The organism is Ureibacillus sp. GCM10028918 (assembly GCF_042666115.1).
Taxonomy (GTDB): domain Bacteria; phylum Bacillota; class Bacilli; order Bacillales_A; family Planococcaceae; genus Ureibacillus.
Genome location: NZ_JBHTFK010000007.1, coordinates 393,246 through 408,421, shown reverse-complemented (window position 1 = coordinate 408,421; position 15,176 = coordinate 393,246). Strand labels below are relative to the sequence as shown.

Genomic DNA, 15,176 nt, shown 5'->3' with positions numbered 1-15,176 from the left:
GCCCTTAATGCTAAGATTATCGTTACTCTAGCGTTAAGGGCCTTATCTTTCTAGAAAACTCACTATTTAGTAGCAACCCAGATGGTCCATCTATCCATCTCAACAAGGTTATTTTCTATTGAAATGGCCTGATCCACATGACTTATTAATTGTTCTAATTCTTGATTGTCCAATTCATGCAAGATACTTCTTCCTGTTCTTTCCCTCAAATCTTCTAATATTTGTTCTTTATTGCAGTAAACATTCCGAATTTCCCACAGCTTTACTTCTTTTATATCCTTAAACCCAACTTCAGCAAGTCCATCAATCACCGTTTGGCTACTATGTCTACGGTTCGTTTCTTTTTCAATTAGTTTTGGAAAGAGCTCAAAGAAATAACCTCTTATATGGCTATTATCCCCTGCAACTAAACAATCCGCAGGTGTTCGATCTTGCACAATAAAATATCCATCAGGCTTCAATAACCTGTATGCTTCTTTGAAACAGGGAGTTACATCTTTTAAATGATGAATCAAGGCTCTTTCAAGCACTAAATTAAAACCGTTACTCTCTAAACCGGTTGAAACGGCATTCCCTTGCTGAAATGAAATGTTGGGGTAATCTGTACAGTTTTTTCTAGCGCCTTCAAGTATCGCCTCCGAGAAATCTACACCTACAACATGAGTCACTCCCAAATCTGATAGCGCCTTACTATATATTCCACCGCCACACCCTATATCTAAAGCATTAAAAATCGTCTCTAGTGGAACATGGTCTTTTATTGCTTCTCTCCATGAGCTGTCAGCGATTCTAGTTGTATAAGATTTTTTATTTTCCTCACTATGAAAATTAATCCCCATTTTACACCCTCCTCTCCATATCCCCTTTGTTATATTTTACGACAAAACCCTCATAAGAAAAATATAAGGAAAATTATAAAGTCATATAAGTTTATATTATTAGGAATTTGCCAAATGCTATTATCAGGAAATAAACTCCAGTAAATAATCTGCCATTTCTTCCTTGCTTAGATTTAAAAAATCGATGAGAACAACACATTTGGCAAGGAGTATTTCCGTCCCTTCTGATTGTTCAAATTCTACTCCCCTTTTTCCGAATAGATATTGACCATAATTCCATTTTTCTTCGCTTTCACGGTATTCTTTATCGATAAAAGCAAAGATTAAAGCCACAAACTCTCCTAATATCTCTTCCTGTTTAAGAAGACTACTATTGGGACTATGTAAACTGTATAAATCTTTAAATACGAATTCGGCAATTTCTCTTTTTGAAATTATTTTATTTTTACTTTTAGTAAATTTCCCTTCCTCATCCAAACTACTAAAATGTTGGAGTAGAATCCCTTTAGAAGTTACGGCTAGCGTGTCGACTTCATCAAGTCCCTGCGAAATTGACTTTCCTCTGCACTGAATCCGCCCTTTTTCTGGTAGAAACCTACAACCAAACCCACCCTTTTCCTTGTCATTTTTTTTGAAATGCCTTATAGTCACGCGTCCATAATCTTCGTTTGAATAATTGAAAACACTCATTTTATTTTCATGAGGGTTAAATTGTATTTCTAGCATATATAGCACCTCTTTTCAAATATTCTTTAGAGTCAATCAGCTTCACTTTCAATACATTCAATAAAAGAGCGTATATATCCTTTTCGGGTCAACACTTAATTATCTTTATTAAATTTGTGGGTTTTTGTTTGGAATCCTCTTTTTAGTGAGCTTTAAAGTCGCAACGATAAGGAAGCTGACAATGACAAGTAAAAGCCATGAGCTCACCTTCCCTAGATGAACAAGACTCCATGCTTCGGTTTGATTGGGGTATTGCCATGCTCCAAAGTAGGTCGCGATATTTTCGGCAATCCATATAAAGAATCCAATGAGAACAAAAGACAATGCGATTGGCATGCGATATTGCGTTCCGTTAAGTTCGTATATAACCCATGACCGACAAAAGACAATAATCACAAGTCCAGATAGCCACCAACGAATGTCGATCCAGTAATGATGTGTGAAAAAATTCAAATAAATCGCAGCCGCTAAAGGGACAACGATGAAAAAAGGTGGCCACTTAACGAGTTCAACCTTAAGCCTCCGCCATGCCTGGCAAAGGTAACTAGCTACACTTGCATACATAAACCCACTATACAATGGCACCCCGAAAATTTTGGTATATCCTTCCTCTGGATATGACCAAGAACCCATATGCACCTTGAAAAGCTCTAGTGCAAGCCCAATAAGATGAAACAAAGTGATAACCTTTAATTCATCCCTCGTTTCAAGACCTGACCTGACCATCCACCATTGCATTAGCAGACAAATAATGAGTAACCAGTCATAGCGCGGCAAGAATGGCAGAGGCAGGATTTGGGTAATTGCCAAAGATGCAAAAATAACGACGGGAAACAAACAGGATTGGGCCTGCTCCCATCCAAAGCGGACGAGTTGTTTTATCGCTCTCATGAAAATGCGCCTCCATATTTCAAATTAATCAACCTGTTACCAATCCACATTTTATCGTTTTACAATATTTTCTTATTGAATAATATGACTTAGTTATTGTTAAAAAGGTTCCGCACGTGATTTTTTTTCTTCATAGCCCTTTTTTCCAAATTTTCAATTTTGGAAATACGACAAAACTCATTTCAACAAACGGTTTTTCTACTACAATAAATAGAAACCTTTATAGAGTAAGGGTAAAAGGAGGCAACATCATGAATAAACCTGCACATTTAATGGGTGGTTTAACAGCAGGTATAGCTGCATCGAAATATATAGTTCCAACTGTCTCACAAAACGGACTGATTGATGCAATCGTTAGTATTGGGGCGGTAGTTTGTGGGGCTTTATTGGGGTCACTTCTTCCTGACATCGATCATCGCAATAGCTATATCGGCAGAAAGCTTAAAATTGCTTCTTTTATAATTAGTAAGACACTCGGACATCGAAGCGTCGTCCATACTCCGCTTGTCATCTTTGCTTTTTCAGCCATACTTTACTACTTTTCAATGCAATTGACTGGCTGGGTACACGTGATATCTGATTCCTTTATCATTGGTTTAAGTGCAGGGATGTGGAGTCATTTGCTACTAGATATGATGACTAGAAGAGGAATTCCCCTTCTCTATCCTTTCACTAAGAAAGGCTTTCGCATAGCAAACTTTAGAGGTGGTGGCATCGGCGACACCATTGCTAATATTGGTTGTATGCTCTTGATTGCTCTTATGCTTCTAGATGTCGCTTTCCAGTATTTAAACTAATAATAAGAGTACATTACACTTGGCTTTGAGACTGTAATGTACTCTTCTTATCATTCAAGCGATTGTTTAAACAGAAATAGAGTTTACTATCATACCGACTATAATTTTTGAGAACAAAAAAGCGCTTAATCGTTAGATCAACGCCTTTGTATGATCACTAAATGTCCGATAATATGTTTTTCACCAAACACTTCACCCTCCATCCTTTTTGACTTTCCTTGATTGAATATACTTTTGCGTGACCATTCCGGCATTAAAAAGGGCAATAATCATTATCAAATAGAATATTAATCTAGGCAAAGCAAATTCCCCTTCAAAAGTAAAATCGGCATAATAGAATGAATTAATCGTATAAGGATATCCCCACTACTCCCACTCCTGAACGGTTTATTTTGAATGAGATGGATGACAGAAGCATTGTAAGATGTGGTCGTTCACCATCCCTACTGCTTGCATGTATGAGTAACATATCGTACTCCCAACAAATTTGAATCCTTCTTTTTTTAGCTTTTTACTCATTACATCACTAATTTCAGTTGTCACAGGCACTTCTTTCATGGACTTCCATTCATTGATAATAGGTTTATGATCAACAAAACTCCATATGTAATTGGAGAAAGAACCGTATTCCTTTTGAATTCGTAAAAAGGTTTGTGCATTTGTTACAACACTTTGTATTTTCAACTTATTTCGGACAATTCCGGTATTTTCCTTCAAGGTTTGTAATTTTTCTTCAGTATAATGAACAATTTTTTCAGCATCGAACTGATCGAAGGCTTCCCGATAGTTTTCTCTTTTTTGCAAAATCGTCCACCAACTTAAACCTGCCTGTGCTCCTTCCAAGCAAAGCATTTCAAACAACTTCCGATCATCATAAACGGGAACGCCCCATTCTTTATCATGATATTCCATATATAACGTCTCTTTTGTTACCCAGCCACACCGATTCATCCTAGTTAGCCTCCATTCATTCATTCTTTCTTATTTTCTATTTGTTGAAGCAGGTTAATAATTTCCTTGTTTTGTTCTACTTGAATTTTGCTATTTATTTTTATGTGACGAATCATCTAATCATAATTGCTACTATATATTAACGGCAAAAAATACAAAATAGCCCTAATAAGTCTCCCATCTTAAAACACTCCTAAATCCTCCATTTTATTACCTGTCCTCTATATTTTCACTACTATAATGAACTGATTCAGTTTCATACTTCGATATACACACACACTTTTATATATCCTAAATAATACCATAGTAATATGAACCAATTTGTTTTTTCAGCAATTCAAATCTAAGACTTTTGTACAAAATGCAAAAGTTAATAGTTGCGATATGCTAGTTACAAATAAGTTTTGGAGAGTGACCACATGAAGATAAATAAAGTTACTTTATATGCTCACGATTTAGATGGAATGGAGAGATTTTACTGTATCAAGCTGGGATTTCAAAGGTTAGTGAAATCTACAACAGGTTTGGAAATCAAGATTGGGGAAAGCGTTCTAGCATTTAAATTGGCTCTTCCAACTGAACAAAAGCAGTATCATTTTGCATTCAACATCCCAAGCAACCTTTTTAAGGAAGCAAAGGAATGGATTCAGCGTCATACTTCATTGTTAAAAGACAAAGGTCAAGATGAAGTGTATTTTGAAAGTATTGATGCACATTCCTTCTATTTTTATGATCCAGAAGGAAATGTCGTTGAATTGATTGCCCGTCAATCTATTAACCCTATAGTTCACGCAGATCAGTTCACGGCAGATGAAATACTAAGTATTGGTGAGATCAATTTAACTACTGACGATTTATTGGGTGTTGGACAAAAACTACTAACTCTCGAGATTCCTGTACTCAATAACGCTAAGTTAGATGAAACCTCTCTTAATTTTATGGGGCAATGGAATAGTAATGCTTATATCTTGCTGGGACCGGCAAAGCGTAATTGGTATTTCTCCACAAAGAATGCTGTGGTGAGTCGAATTAGTATTGTTGTGAATGACCAGCTTCACTTATCAATCGATAAGAATGGTATCTTCCATTACCAAAAAATTTAAAAATGGGCATTTCTTCGCTTTGAAGAAATGCCCGTTTTATTCGAATTATTAATTTGCTAAGATTATCTCTTCTACCTTCTCCATGACTTGTTTAGCCGTTAAATTAAAACTTAGTGCCAATTCTTCGGAAAATAGTGATGTAACTTGTTCTAAAATCTTCAAATCATGGCTGGGCAGATCTTTATCCTCTTTATTTAATTCATATTTTTTTCTTAAAATGGTATTAATCATTTGGGCGATCTGTATATGATTCTTTGATTCTATTACTTTTTGATAATGTTGCGTCCGCTCATTCATTCGGCTATACCAAACATCCGGTGGATTTTTAAACGTCTCCAAAATAATTTCCGCTGCCTCTTTTGTTGTAATCTGTGATAGTTTTGAATCCTTTGCTTCAACAGGATGATATAACCTAATGGATACATCATGATGGGAATGCAATATATAGTACGTTTTCTTTTGTCCTGAAAATGTCAGCTCTTGGATATCTTGAACTACGCATACCCCATGTGCACCATAAAAGACTTTATCGCCAATTGAGAACATCGTTTTCCCCCTTGTAAATACCATTTTTATCGTGTGCCCTTTTTTATCCAATGACTTTAACTTATATGTTTTGAAGGTTGTGATCATCCCAATCGCAACTCCATTAGACAGTATATTCATCAACTACACGAAATACCTCTAAAATTAAACGGTTCCTACTATCTTACTATTTTATCATCTCAAATATCATAATACTGTTAAACATCTTCTAAAGATTAGCGTAATTAAAAGAAGTGTTAACCTTTTTTATTGGTTAACACTCCTAAATTGATTAAATAATTTTAAACTAAATTTTTAGTTGTGAATTTTTTAGAGTAATTTATTATATTACCAGTAATTAGTGGCGAAGTAATCTTCCATACCCATTTGCTTGATAAGATATATACAATGAAAAATGCGATACCGAACAGGGCAATATAGTTGCCTGTTTCTTCGATCCATTCATAAATGGTTGTTTCTTTAAAAGCTCTGATAATAAATAAGTGCAAGAGATATACTGCCAATGTTTTACCACCAATGTCTGTATAAAATTGGGTATTTTTAGGAACTAGCGATAAGAAGATATAGGTAGCAATAAACATAATCCCATATACGACTAATCTGCTTAATGCACCAGATTCTACTATTCCATAGCTAATATCCTCATACGGAATTCGCCCGAAGAACCATTCTTTCCATCGTACATCTCCGAACTGATTAACAAATACTACGAGCACTATTCCAATAATATAGGCTACACCCATATTCCATTTGTTTTTCAGTTTCATGAAGTTTTCCCGGTTCAAGTGATACCCCAGTAAAAAGAACGGGAAGAAGAAAAATGTCCTCGCTAGAGATAACCATTCATTTACTTCACTTATGTATCCAATAAACAATGAGAGTGCGATCGATACCAATACCATGATCTTGTGACCGCTAAAAGCCCATAAAAGAAATTTCCATATCGCCATACTTAGCAAAAACCATAATGCATAGCGGGGCTCGAAAATCTCAAACACTACGCTGTCACCAAAAACATTTTTATAATATAAGGTGTACAAGAGCTGGAAAATAATGTATGGAAGCAGTAATGTTTTTCCTATTTTCTTCAAATCTTTCTTGCTTTTAATGGTTCTGGAAAAATGTCCCGAGATTAAAATAAATGCCGGCATATGAAATAAATAAATGACTAAATACAAGGTATCTATATAATGGTTTTCCTTCAAATAACCTGACATTAAATGTCCTAATACGACTAAGTAGATTAATATTGCTTTTGCGTTATCAAAATATGCTGTTCTATTCATGATGACTTCCTTTCAAGCAACTATTTTAACATAGAATAATAAAATTCTAGATGCCAATTTTTTCATTCCCGATAAGTTCTGTCATGAAACGTTGCTATAGCCTCATCTTTGAACATAGGCCTAAAGGGATGGTTACTTGAAGAATTTCCACATCACCGTTTTTTAAAATCTTATATAATTTCATTATATTAAAAAAACATTAATCTATTAGACTAATGTTTTACTTATCTATTTATCATAGTCTTCTTTTAATAACCCATACATATATAGGTCATCAAACTTCCCACAAGTATACTCGTATTTTCTTAACAGTCCTTCTTGAAGGAAACCTGCTTTTTCAACCATCCTTTGTGATGCACTATTAAGAGGTTCAATTAATGCTTGAATACGCTGGATATTCATGTGTTCAAATGCATATTGAATAATAGCATTTATGGCTTCACTTGCAATCCCTTGCCCCCAAAATTCCTTACTTAGTTCAAAACCTATATCTGTTCGATAATGATTGGAAACTGTGTTCAGAAAGCCGCAACTGCCAATAATTTCGTCGGTTCCTTTTAAAGTGATCCCCCATCTGATTCCTGTTTGCTCTTTCAAAATCGAGTGATACCACGCAATTTCACCTTGAGCATCATCAATCGATTTAAATGGCTCTAATCCATAGTACTTCATGACTTCAGGATCTGATAGGTACTTGAAAATACTGCCCACGTCCGTATCATTAATCTTTCTTAGAATTAATCTTTCTGTTTCTAGTACTGGAAATTCATTAACTGTTACCATTTCTATACTCCTCTGTCTTTCTATTAATAGCTTTTTAATACCCCCCCTATTTATTTCAACAACAAAAAAGCAATCTCCTTTAATTTAAGAGATTGCTTTCTAATATTTAATGATGATGATGCTCCATTTCCACTTCATTCGTTTCAGTTCCAAATGTACCAATTACTGAAGAGGCTACTAACGCTATCACAGCTACTGTTGCTAAAAGGGATAAACGTTTTGGGATTACACTCCAAATATTTGTATGCTCTTTCTTATCCCAGAGACCTACTGCCAATAGTACACTGAGAATATAAATTATTGTAAAAAACATAATACTTAGCGTTCCATAACTCGTAGTCATTAAACTTAGCATTGCCCCCATCATAGCCCCCATAAAAAGCATACTTAAACTTTCTATGAAAATTTTGGTTGGTAATTTATACGTCATAAATGTAATTAAACCAAAACTTATGATAATCGAGACGATTGTAGAGATTACCATATCTTGAATCCAAAGTGCAGTTAAAATACCAACAAGCGTACTTTTCGTCATTGTAACAAGCATGGCTAAACAGTTTGATATATGATTCGCATTCGATTGCTTTCTAAATAGTAATCCACTAAGTAACGTAAACACCAAAACGACGAAGATACTTACTATGGCCAGCATAAAAAACCTCCAAATCTATTATTATTTATCCAGTTGCTTTGTAATAACATCAATCCAATTCACTAAACATTTCAGTTCATTTGGATAAAGTTCAATACCTTGTGTGAGTGGAGGAAAAAGCAAAACATTATAGCTGCCAGGCAGTAAGGACATTTTTAATATACGCTTTTGATTTTCTTCAACTAGGGTTAAATTCACTAAATCAATCTCTGACCACTTCCATCGAAAATGTCTATTGGCCATTTTAAGTAATTGACTTTCCTTTTTCGAAATCCATTTTTGCCGATTAAACAGATAGCTTATTTCCTGTTTCCCAACCTTTGCTGTTTGGACTTCTTTCTCAATTTTCACCGTCAAATGGTAGGCTTTCGAGAATAATGTCTTGTTCCTTTCATATCCGATTGAACATACTGAGTGGTTTTGTTGGAACTTGTACATAAACCCTTCCTTCTCATCTATTTTATATGGCAGCTGCCGAATTAAATGTTCTAGAAATCGCTCTACTTTAACCTCGCCTAACACTTTACCCATCTACATCACCACTTTTCTAAAGCTTCCATTGTTGGGGTGAATTCTGGAGTTTCCTCTTCTTCAACGCTTTCCTGCCCCCCTTTTAATTCTTCTAAAGAAATAGGCGTAAACATCGGCAGCTTCTTATACTTCAACCAAACGAAGGCATACAAACAAATTAAAAGCATCATCCCTCCCGAGATTCCATAAATCATCAATTTAGCAGACCAATCTGGTGTAATTGTCACAATCATATACACACAAGCAGCAATTCCAACGATTTGAAGAAATGGACTAAACGGTGCTTTAAATGGTCGTACAATCTCTGGATAACGTTTACGTAATATTAATACATCTATTTGAGCAACGATATAAGAGAAAAACCAAGTTACACTTGCTGCAGAAAGAAGTGTCATAATGACATTAATATTCGATTCTAGTACAAATAATGGGAGTGTAAATAATAGGAAGACAAATACAATTCCAAATACAGGAGTTCGAAATTTAGGGTGGATATACTTAAACGGTTTTGGCAAGAGTCCTTTCCGAGCAAGCCCATAGAACATACGTGGGACAGCTGCAAAGTTTGCATTAATAGAACTTGTTGCTGCCAGTACTGTAATGGCGGCCATAAAAATCCCCCCAATATCTCCAAACATTGCGGCAGCACCTGCAATTTGAGGCGTATCTGCACCTGCTAAACTAGCTAAATCAAGATGTCTTGTTAAAGCAAAACCAAATAACATATCCACAATGAAAATTGTAATCAGTCCGAAAATCATTGCTTTTGGAATGGTTTTTTCAGGCTTTTTCACTTCATTCCCCATTGGAATAACGAACTCTATTCCAATGAATAGCCATAACCCTAAAGCAATTGCCTGCATCACTGTAGACCAACCGTATGGATTAAATGCTGGCACAGTTGAAGCCGACACAGTGAATACATCAAATAAACCTAAAATGCCCATCGCTGCTGTCGACAGCATTAATGTTAATACTATTCCAAGCTGAACAGATCCGAATATCTGTACACCAAGTATGTTAATAACTAAGAAAGAGACTAAAATGGCAACGGCAATAAACAATGTATCAACACCTGGAATCAGATATTCAATAGCCATACTGGCAGTCATCGTTTCTAACGGTCCAACAGTTGCAGCCAAAACCAAATATCCCGCTAGCAGTGTAACAATTGACATAAAGCGCCCCATTGAAACAAGTGTATAATCCCCTATCATTCCGGGACCAGGCATAATGGAAGATAACTCAGCATAGGACAAAGCAATAATGATGCTGATAATCATCGCAATGAAAGAAGCCACAATAAATGCCGGTCCAATTGAACCAAAACCATTTCCAAGAGATACCATTGTGGACCCAGCAACCACTAGCCCTGTCGCTGTCGCATAAGCTTGCCAAAAACCTAGTTTTCTTTTCAATTCGACCATTGAATCTCCTCCTGTTATTTAATAAGAAAAACTTATACTAACGATTAACGAAAATGGCAAGTATCTCATACATACATTCACAAATCCCTTGCATTAACGAAAAGCAGAAACACTTTTAAAAAGCGTTTCTGCAAATCTACTTAGTGACAGCTTGGTTTTGCTTGCGTATTCGAAACACTACAAGCGTTTTTCTTTGGCGGACGTGGTACATCTAATGCTGGATTACGATCAAAGAAGCCTACAGGTTTTAAATGGAAATTAATATAAGCAGTTGGCATAACCGGCCAATCTTCTGGGCGAGTTAGATGATGATGCCCCATTGTATACCAAACAACGATATCTTCATCATCGATAGCTCGATCTTTTTGGATGTACTTTGGTAAACCTTCCCCACCCTTATGTTGGTTTGGGTATTTACCCGTAGCATACATTTCATTTTCATCATATTTAGTTACATGCAAATGGTTTTTGATAAATCCTGCTCGTTTAATCACACTCGAACTATCATGAGCAAATGGTAAGCAGTTTTCACCTGGCATAATTTTGTAGCCAACTGGTTGACCGACAAAGTTTAATGAATTTTTATTAACTATTTTCCAAGTACGTTGTGTCTGCAAATCTAAGATTCGAGTCGCTTCTTTCTCGGTTTTAAACGTTCTTGATACTGGATAGAAGGCATTTGAATAAGGATTCTCTGGCCCCTCTGGTTCAGCATAAGTTTCTGTTTCAACTACCGAATTTTTCACGCCATCTAACATCGTATCAAGACGGAAGTTGAAGAAATGTTGATGATGCACTGCATTTAAGCCCGGCGCAATTTCTGTGCCGTACTTTGATTTACCTGTCTCATCGAAAGTACCCGTATTTAACATTCCTGTCAGCTTTACTTCCACTTCAATTGTGCCATCTTGGTAAAAGCTCCAATAGAAACCATAATCATAGTTTCCAACTGTACAGAAGAATGAGATTACTAGTTTACGAGAACGTCGCACTTCCATATGGTCTGTACGCCAATCCGTATGTTTCCATCCAATACCATAATCTTCTTCATGTAAACAAACCGCATTTTTAATCGTTCGAGGGTTTCCGGCGCTATCAGATAATACTGCATCAAAATAATGGATATGTCCTAAACAATCACAGCCTAATTCCAGTGAGTTTGCTAATTGGCCCATTCCGTATTCTCCAGCATCGAAAGCATTTTGTGAATTATGAGCAAATGAAGCATCACCGTATGGAACAACCATCTCAGAAAGTGCACCACGATATAAAATTGGACGCTCAACACCCTTGTCATTATAATTTATCGTATAAATTACAAGCCCCTCACGTGGAGTAAAGCCGTAACGGAAGCTCCATTTTTGCCATTTAATCAAGTTCCCCTCAACAGTAAAGCTTGGTCCATCTGGCTGGATAATTTCTAATGGTTTCAGATCTTGTCGAAACTCGATTGAATCGCTTGTTTCTGGATAGTAGTTGCCATCATGAGTAGGTATTTCCCGTACCCCATAGTCTTCTACTCTATCAACTTCCATTTTATTCAAGTCTACATATGCCACAATCCCTGTTAACGGGTATGCATATCCGTTATCATCTTCAAATTTCTTTTGCCAACAAATTGCACGGGCTAAACGTTTTCCTTCATTTTCTGGAATATTAAAATAGCCTGTAGACCACGGATCGACCATGATAAGGTCTGAATTTTCAATCCCTCGCTTTTTAAGAGCCTCTTTAAAGTCTGGATGGTTTTTTACAAGATTTTCACATTCTAAAAATTCCTCAAACATAATACCAGGCTGTACATCTGGAATTTCTTCAAATCGAACAACTGAAGATGTTGTTAAAGACACAACTGTTTCATACGTAGTTGATATAGAGTTATCTAAAAGGATAAAGAAGACTTCACGATCAAATGCATCCCCTTCTTTATAGTTAAGAACAATCTCTTTTTTAGGTTCATTCAATGCTACTGTAGGGAAACGAACAAGATCATTTAAATTTTTTTCGGCCTTTAAAATTGCAACCGCTTTTTGTATTTCCTCTTCAGTTAATGGTGCTAATGGATGTGCCACCTTTGTAATACTTTCTTCGATTTTTACCATATGTTACATCTCCTTTCATCTATCTGTATTATAAGATGACAGAAAATTAAAAACATTGTAAAAACCGGAAATTCATGTTATATTTTCTTACAATTAAAAAATTGCGTGATAATTATCACTATATATTTAAGAATGAGGTGTAAATATGGAGTTCTTAAAATTATTTAATCCACTTCAACCTGAATGGAATGAGATGAATGTACAATTTTTGCAAATGTCACTAACTTCTCCTCGGTTCCAACACTCAATCGCTTATGTTTACAAGTTAAAAACCCTCGCAAATGTAGGCAATAAGGTAATTCTTCCAGGAATACCTGATGGATGTATTGACTTATTATTTAATTTGGATGGCGATTATTCTGATTGTCTACTTATACCAAGTCCAAAAAAGCGTAAATTACTAACTTTTAAAGCTGATTCTAACTATCTAGGAATTCGTCTTTTTCCGCTGCAAACATTGTTTACTTTCCAAGCTTCTTTAAAAGAGATTAATAATGAAATTTTCCTACCTTTGTTTACGATAGCGCCATACTTACTCTCCTTCTATGAAAAGATACTTCATACTTTTACTTTAAAAGAGCATATTCTTCAACTTGAGACTTTCCTTTCGACTTCTTCGGAAAAGATTGCAAAACATTCCACAATTGTTACAAGCTGTATCAACGAGATTTTTTTGAACCATGGCAATTTACATGTGAAGGATTTGGAGGGTTTTACCGGTTATTCGGAGCGTTACTTGCGTATGTTGTTCCAAAATGATCTAGGCATTGCACCAAAGACATTTCTTCAGCTCATCAACTTCCAATATATTGTGAACGACATTGTAAAAGGTAATTTCCGTATTGATCATCACCTGAACGAATACCTGTATTATGATACATCTCATTTTTATAAAACCTTCAAGAAATTCACGAGCATGACCCCTATTCAATATCAAAAGACCTTGAGAAATCAGTAGACTCCGATTCCAAAGTTATATAATTGATAACGAAACTTTAGAATCACTAAACTTGGAAAAAACTTTATAAAAAAACAGACACATATAATTCATACGTGTCTGCCTAACCTAGAACTATAATATATCAATCCAAATTTTCACTGCTGTTCCAAGTATCAAGAATGCTAGTATATTTTCCAATACTTCCGTGTTTAGCTTCGTACTTACTTTTGCCCCGATCGGTGCTGCGACTAAACCTGCTAGTATAATGATCAGTGCAGGCAGATACTCCACTTGTCCGGTTGCTATTTTCCCTATTGAACCCGCAAAAGAAGAAATAAGAGTAATAGCTAAACTAGAAGCTATGGCCATTCTTGTGGGGATACGAAGAATTAGTAGCATAATGGGAATCAGCAAGAATCCCCCACCTGCCCCTACGATTCCCGATCCAATTCCTACGAAGAATGCAAGAATTGCAGCTAGGGGTTTATTAAATGGTACTTGCTCTATATGAGACTCATCGATTCGCTTCTTGGGGATGAACATCATAATGGCCGCAAGTAAAGCTAAGTAACCATAAACAACATTTACTTGGGTCTCGGTCAAATATTCTGACCCAAAGCTGCCTAATAAAGAACCTAATAGCACAAAACTCCCCATGAGCAGTATTAATGATTTATGTAAATAACCGGCATTACGATATCCAAGTACGCCTGCGATTGAAACAAATAAAACATCTAATGCACTGATGCCTGATACCGCATGAGCAGTAAAAGCCTGATAACCGAATAATGGTGGAATCATTAGCAGCATTGGATATTTTATAATTGCACCGCCAATGCCAAGCATCCCCGATAAAAATGATCCAATGAAGCCTAACATGAAAAGGAGCACCACATAATAAAACTCCATGTCGTTTCCTTCTTTCTGATGTAAATCTAGTAGCTCTCTTATGCTACTAGAGAAAGGTGCTTATTTCAACCTACCTTTTATTAATCATTTTTAAAAAAGAGGCTAATCTATTATCACTCTCTGTTTTGGTATCGTTTCTTCCATCACTTATGCAGCATAGACAGTGGCTACATGCACAAAAAAAGACCGTTTTAAAAAATTTCTTTAAAACAGTCTTTCTCTTTTTATTAATTTTTAGCTATAACTGCCATTGTACAGCGTGAGATACAGATTAACTTTTCGTCTTCATCTACAATTTTAATATCCCAAACCATTGTCTTACGGCCTTTATGTAAAGGCGTTGCAATTGCTGTAACGATGCCGTCTTGTTTACTTCGGATATGGTTTGCATTGATTTCAAGTCCAACAGGGTTGTATTTTGTTAGATCAACGTTGATTGCTGTTGCAACACTAGCTGCAGTCTCCGCTAAAGCAACAGATGCTCCTCCATGCAGAATACCAGCGGGTTGTCTCGTTTTTGCTCCTACAGGCATTGTCATCACTACACGATCCAATGATAATTCTACATATTTAATCTCCAGCGCCTCAATCAATGTATTACCGGCCTTTGATTGCATTTGTTCAATAAAAGCAGTCTCATCTTTCGCACCAAATCGATTTAACACCTCTTGCGAAACAACCATCTCCATAGCC

At 36.0% G+C, this 15,176-nt stretch carries 16 protein-coding genes; 3 read left to right on the top strand and 13 right to left on the bottom strand.

The window, feature by feature from the left end; all coding sequences use genetic code 11:
• Window positions 1-62: 62 nt before the first annotated feature.
• The 3 genes from ACFQU5_RS11340 to ACFQU5_RS11330 all read right to left on the bottom strand — a co-directional run bounded on the left by ACFQU5_RS11340 (window position 63) and on the right by ACFQU5_RS11330 (window position 2,456).
• Window positions 63-839, bottom strand: coding sequence for a class I SAM-dependent methyltransferase (locus tag ACFQU5_RS11340; protein ID WP_390287815.1), 777 nt, complete (start codon window positions 837-839; stop codon window positions 63-65).
• Window positions 840-962: 123 nt separating this feature from the next.
• Window positions 963-1,565: a hypothetical protein gene (locus ACFQU5_RS11335; protein ID WP_390287813.1), complete on the bottom strand. Its 603-nt coding sequence runs from the start codon at window positions 1,563-1,565 to the stop codon at window positions 963-965.
• A gap of 108 nt (window positions 1,566-1,673) precedes the next feature.
• Entirely contained in the window at window positions 1,674-2,456 is a 783-nt protein-coding gene (locus tag ACFQU5_RS11330; protein WP_390287811.1) for a DUF817 domain-containing protein, read from the bottom strand.
• Between the two features lie 251 nt (window positions 2,457-2,707).
• Between ACFQU5_RS11330 and ACFQU5_RS11325 the strand changes: the two genes are divergently transcribed.
• A complete protein-coding gene (locus tag ACFQU5_RS11325) occupies window positions 2,708-3,253 on the top strand; it encodes a metal-dependent hydrolase (RefSeq protein ID WP_390287809.1) in 546 nt (181 codons plus the stop codon).
• A gap of 387 nt (window positions 3,254-3,640) precedes the next feature.
• Here ACFQU5_RS11325 and ACFQU5_RS11320 read toward each other — a convergent pair whose 3' ends face one another.
• Window positions 3,641-4,204, bottom strand: a complete 564-nt coding sequence (locus ACFQU5_RS11320) for a DNA-3-methyladenine glycosylase I (RefSeq protein WP_390287807.1) — start codon at window positions 4,202-4,204, stop codon at window positions 3,641-3,643.
• Window positions 4,205-4,623: 419 nt separating this feature from the next.
• Here ACFQU5_RS11320 and ACFQU5_RS11315 point away from each other — a divergent pair, with 419 nt between their 5' ends.
• Window positions 4,624-5,307 (top strand): VOC family protein, encoded by a 684-nt coding sequence (locus ACFQU5_RS11315; protein WP_390287805.1) that lies wholly within the window; start codon window positions 4,624-4,626, stop codon window positions 5,305-5,307.
• 48 nt (window positions 5,308-5,355) lie between these two features.
• Here the strand turns inward: ACFQU5_RS11315 and ACFQU5_RS11310 are convergent, their stop codons facing one another.
• The 7 genes from ACFQU5_RS11310 to ACFQU5_RS11280 form a co-directional block, all read right to left on the bottom strand.
• Window positions 5,356-5,973, bottom strand: coding sequence for a CarD family transcriptional regulator (locus tag ACFQU5_RS11310; protein ID WP_390287803.1), 618 nt, complete (start codon window positions 5,971-5,973; stop codon window positions 5,356-5,358).
• A 161-nt stretch (window positions 5,974-6,134) separates the two neighbouring features.
• Window positions 6,135-7,139 carry an acyltransferase family protein gene (locus ACFQU5_RS11305; RefSeq protein WP_390287801.1) on the bottom strand — a complete coding sequence of 335 codons (1,005 nt, stop codon included), beginning with the start codon at window positions 7,137-7,139 and terminating at the stop codon, window positions 6,135-6,137.
• A 228-nt stretch (window positions 7,140-7,367) separates the two neighbouring features.
• Entirely contained in the window at window positions 7,368-7,922 is a 555-nt protein-coding gene (locus tag ACFQU5_RS11300; protein ID WP_390287799.1) for a GNAT family N-acetyltransferase, read from the bottom strand.
• A gap of 106 nt (window positions 7,923-8,028) precedes the next feature.
• Window positions 8,029-8,574: a hypothetical protein gene (locus ACFQU5_RS11295; RefSeq protein WP_390287797.1), complete on the bottom strand. Its 546-nt coding sequence runs from the start codon at window positions 8,572-8,574 to the stop codon at window positions 8,029-8,031.
• Window positions 8,575-8,595: 21 nt separating this feature from the next.
• Entirely contained in the window at window positions 8,596-9,105 is a 510-nt protein-coding gene (locus ACFQU5_RS11290; RefSeq protein WP_390287795.1) for a DUF3156 family protein, read from the bottom strand.
• 5 nt (window positions 9,106-9,110) lie between these two features.
• Window positions 9,111-10,532, bottom strand: coding sequence for an APC family permease (locus ACFQU5_RS11285; RefSeq protein WP_390287793.1), 1,422 nt, complete (start codon window positions 10,530-10,532; stop codon window positions 9,111-9,113).
• A gap of 140 nt (window positions 10,533-10,672) precedes the next feature.
• On the bottom strand, window positions 10,673-12,634 hold the full coding sequence (locus tag ACFQU5_RS11280; protein WP_390287791.1) for a primary-amine oxidase: 1,962 nt from the start codon (window positions 12,632-12,634) through the stop codon (window positions 10,673-10,675).
• A gap of 145 nt (window positions 12,635-12,779) precedes the next feature.
• On the opposite strand from ACFQU5_RS11280, the gene ACFQU5_RS11275 reads away from it, so the two are divergent.
• Window positions 12,780-13,592: a helix-turn-helix domain-containing protein gene (locus ACFQU5_RS11275; protein ID WP_390287789.1), complete on the top strand. Its 813-nt coding sequence runs from the start codon at window positions 12,780-12,782 to the stop codon at window positions 13,590-13,592.
• Between the two features lie 114 nt (window positions 13,593-13,706).
• On the opposite strand, the gene ACFQU5_RS11270 is transcribed toward ACFQU5_RS11275, so the two are convergent.
• Window positions 13,707-14,483: a sulfite exporter TauE/SafE family protein gene (locus ACFQU5_RS11270; RefSeq protein WP_390287787.1), complete on the bottom strand. Its 777-nt coding sequence runs from the start codon at window positions 14,481-14,483 to the stop codon at window positions 13,707-13,709.
• 227 nt (window positions 14,484-14,710) lie between these two features.
• Window positions 14,711-15,100 (bottom strand): hotdog fold thioesterase, encoded by a 390-nt coding sequence (locus ACFQU5_RS11265; RefSeq protein WP_390287950.1) that lies wholly within the window; start codon window positions 15,098-15,100, stop codon window positions 14,711-14,713.
• Window positions 15,101-15,176 lie beyond the last annotated feature (76 nt).

Excerpts from the sequence above, each read along its gene's own strand:
- ACFQU5_RS11320 (WP_390287807.1), bottom strand. The coding sequence starts at position 4,204 with ATGAATCGGTGTGGCTGGGTAACAAAAGAGACGTTATATATGGAATAT.
- ACFQU5_RS11325 (WP_390287809.1), top strand. The coding sequence starts at position 2,708 with ATGAATAAACCTGCACATTTAATGGGTGGTTTAACAGCAGGTATAGCT.
- ACFQU5_RS11295 (WP_390287797.1), bottom strand. The coding sequence starts at position 8,574 with ATGCTGGCCATAGTAAGTATCTTCGTCGTTTTGGTGTTTACGTTACTT.
- ACFQU5_RS11305 (WP_390287801.1), bottom strand. The coding sequence starts at position 7,139 with ATGAATAGAACAGCATATTTTGATAACGCAAAAGCAATATTAATCTAC.
- ACFQU5_RS11330 (WP_390287811.1), bottom strand. The coding sequence starts at position 2,456 with ATGAGAGCGATAAAACAACTCGTCCGCTTTGGATGGGAGCAGGCCCAA.
- ACFQU5_RS11290 (WP_390287795.1), bottom strand. The coding sequence starts at position 9,105 with ATGGGTAAAGTGTTAGGCGAGGTTAAAGTAGAGCGATTTCTAGAACAT.
- ACFQU5_RS11315 (WP_390287805.1), top strand. The coding sequence starts at position 4,624 with ATGAAGATAAATAAAGTTACTTTATATGCTCACGATTTAGATGGAATG.
- ACFQU5_RS11335 (WP_390287813.1), bottom strand. The coding sequence starts at position 1,565 with ATGCTAGAAATACAATTTAACCCTCATGAAAATAAAATGAGTGTTTTC.
- ACFQU5_RS11275 (WP_390287789.1), top strand. The coding sequence starts at position 12,780 with ATGGAGTTCTTAAAATTATTTAATCCACTTCAACCTGAATGGAATGAG.
- ACFQU5_RS11270 (WP_390287787.1), bottom strand. The coding sequence starts at position 14,483 with ATGGAGTTTTATTATGTGGTGCTCCTTTTCATGTTAGGCTTCATTGGA.
- ACFQU5_RS11285 (WP_390287793.1), bottom strand. The coding sequence starts at position 10,532 with ATGGTCGAATTGAAAAGAAAACTAGGTTTTTGGCAAGCTTATGCGACA.
- ACFQU5_RS11265 (WP_390287950.1), bottom strand. The coding sequence starts at position 15,100 with ATGCAATCAAAGGCCGGTAATACATTGATTGAGGCGCTGGAGATTAAA.
- ACFQU5_RS11340 (WP_390287815.1), bottom strand. The coding sequence starts at position 839 with ATGGGGATTAATTTTCATAGTGAGGAAAATAAAAAATCTTATACAACT.
- ACFQU5_RS11300 (WP_390287799.1), bottom strand. The coding sequence starts at position 7,922 with ATGGTAACAGTTAATGAATTTCCAGTACTAGAAACAGAAAGATTAATT.
- ACFQU5_RS11310 (WP_390287803.1), bottom strand. The coding sequence starts at position 5,973 with ATGAATATACTGTCTAATGGAGTTGCGATTGGGATGATCACAACCTTC.
- ACFQU5_RS11280 (WP_390287791.1), bottom strand. The coding sequence starts at position 12,634 with ATGGTAAAAATCGAAGAAAGTATTACAAAGGTGGCACATCCATTAGCA.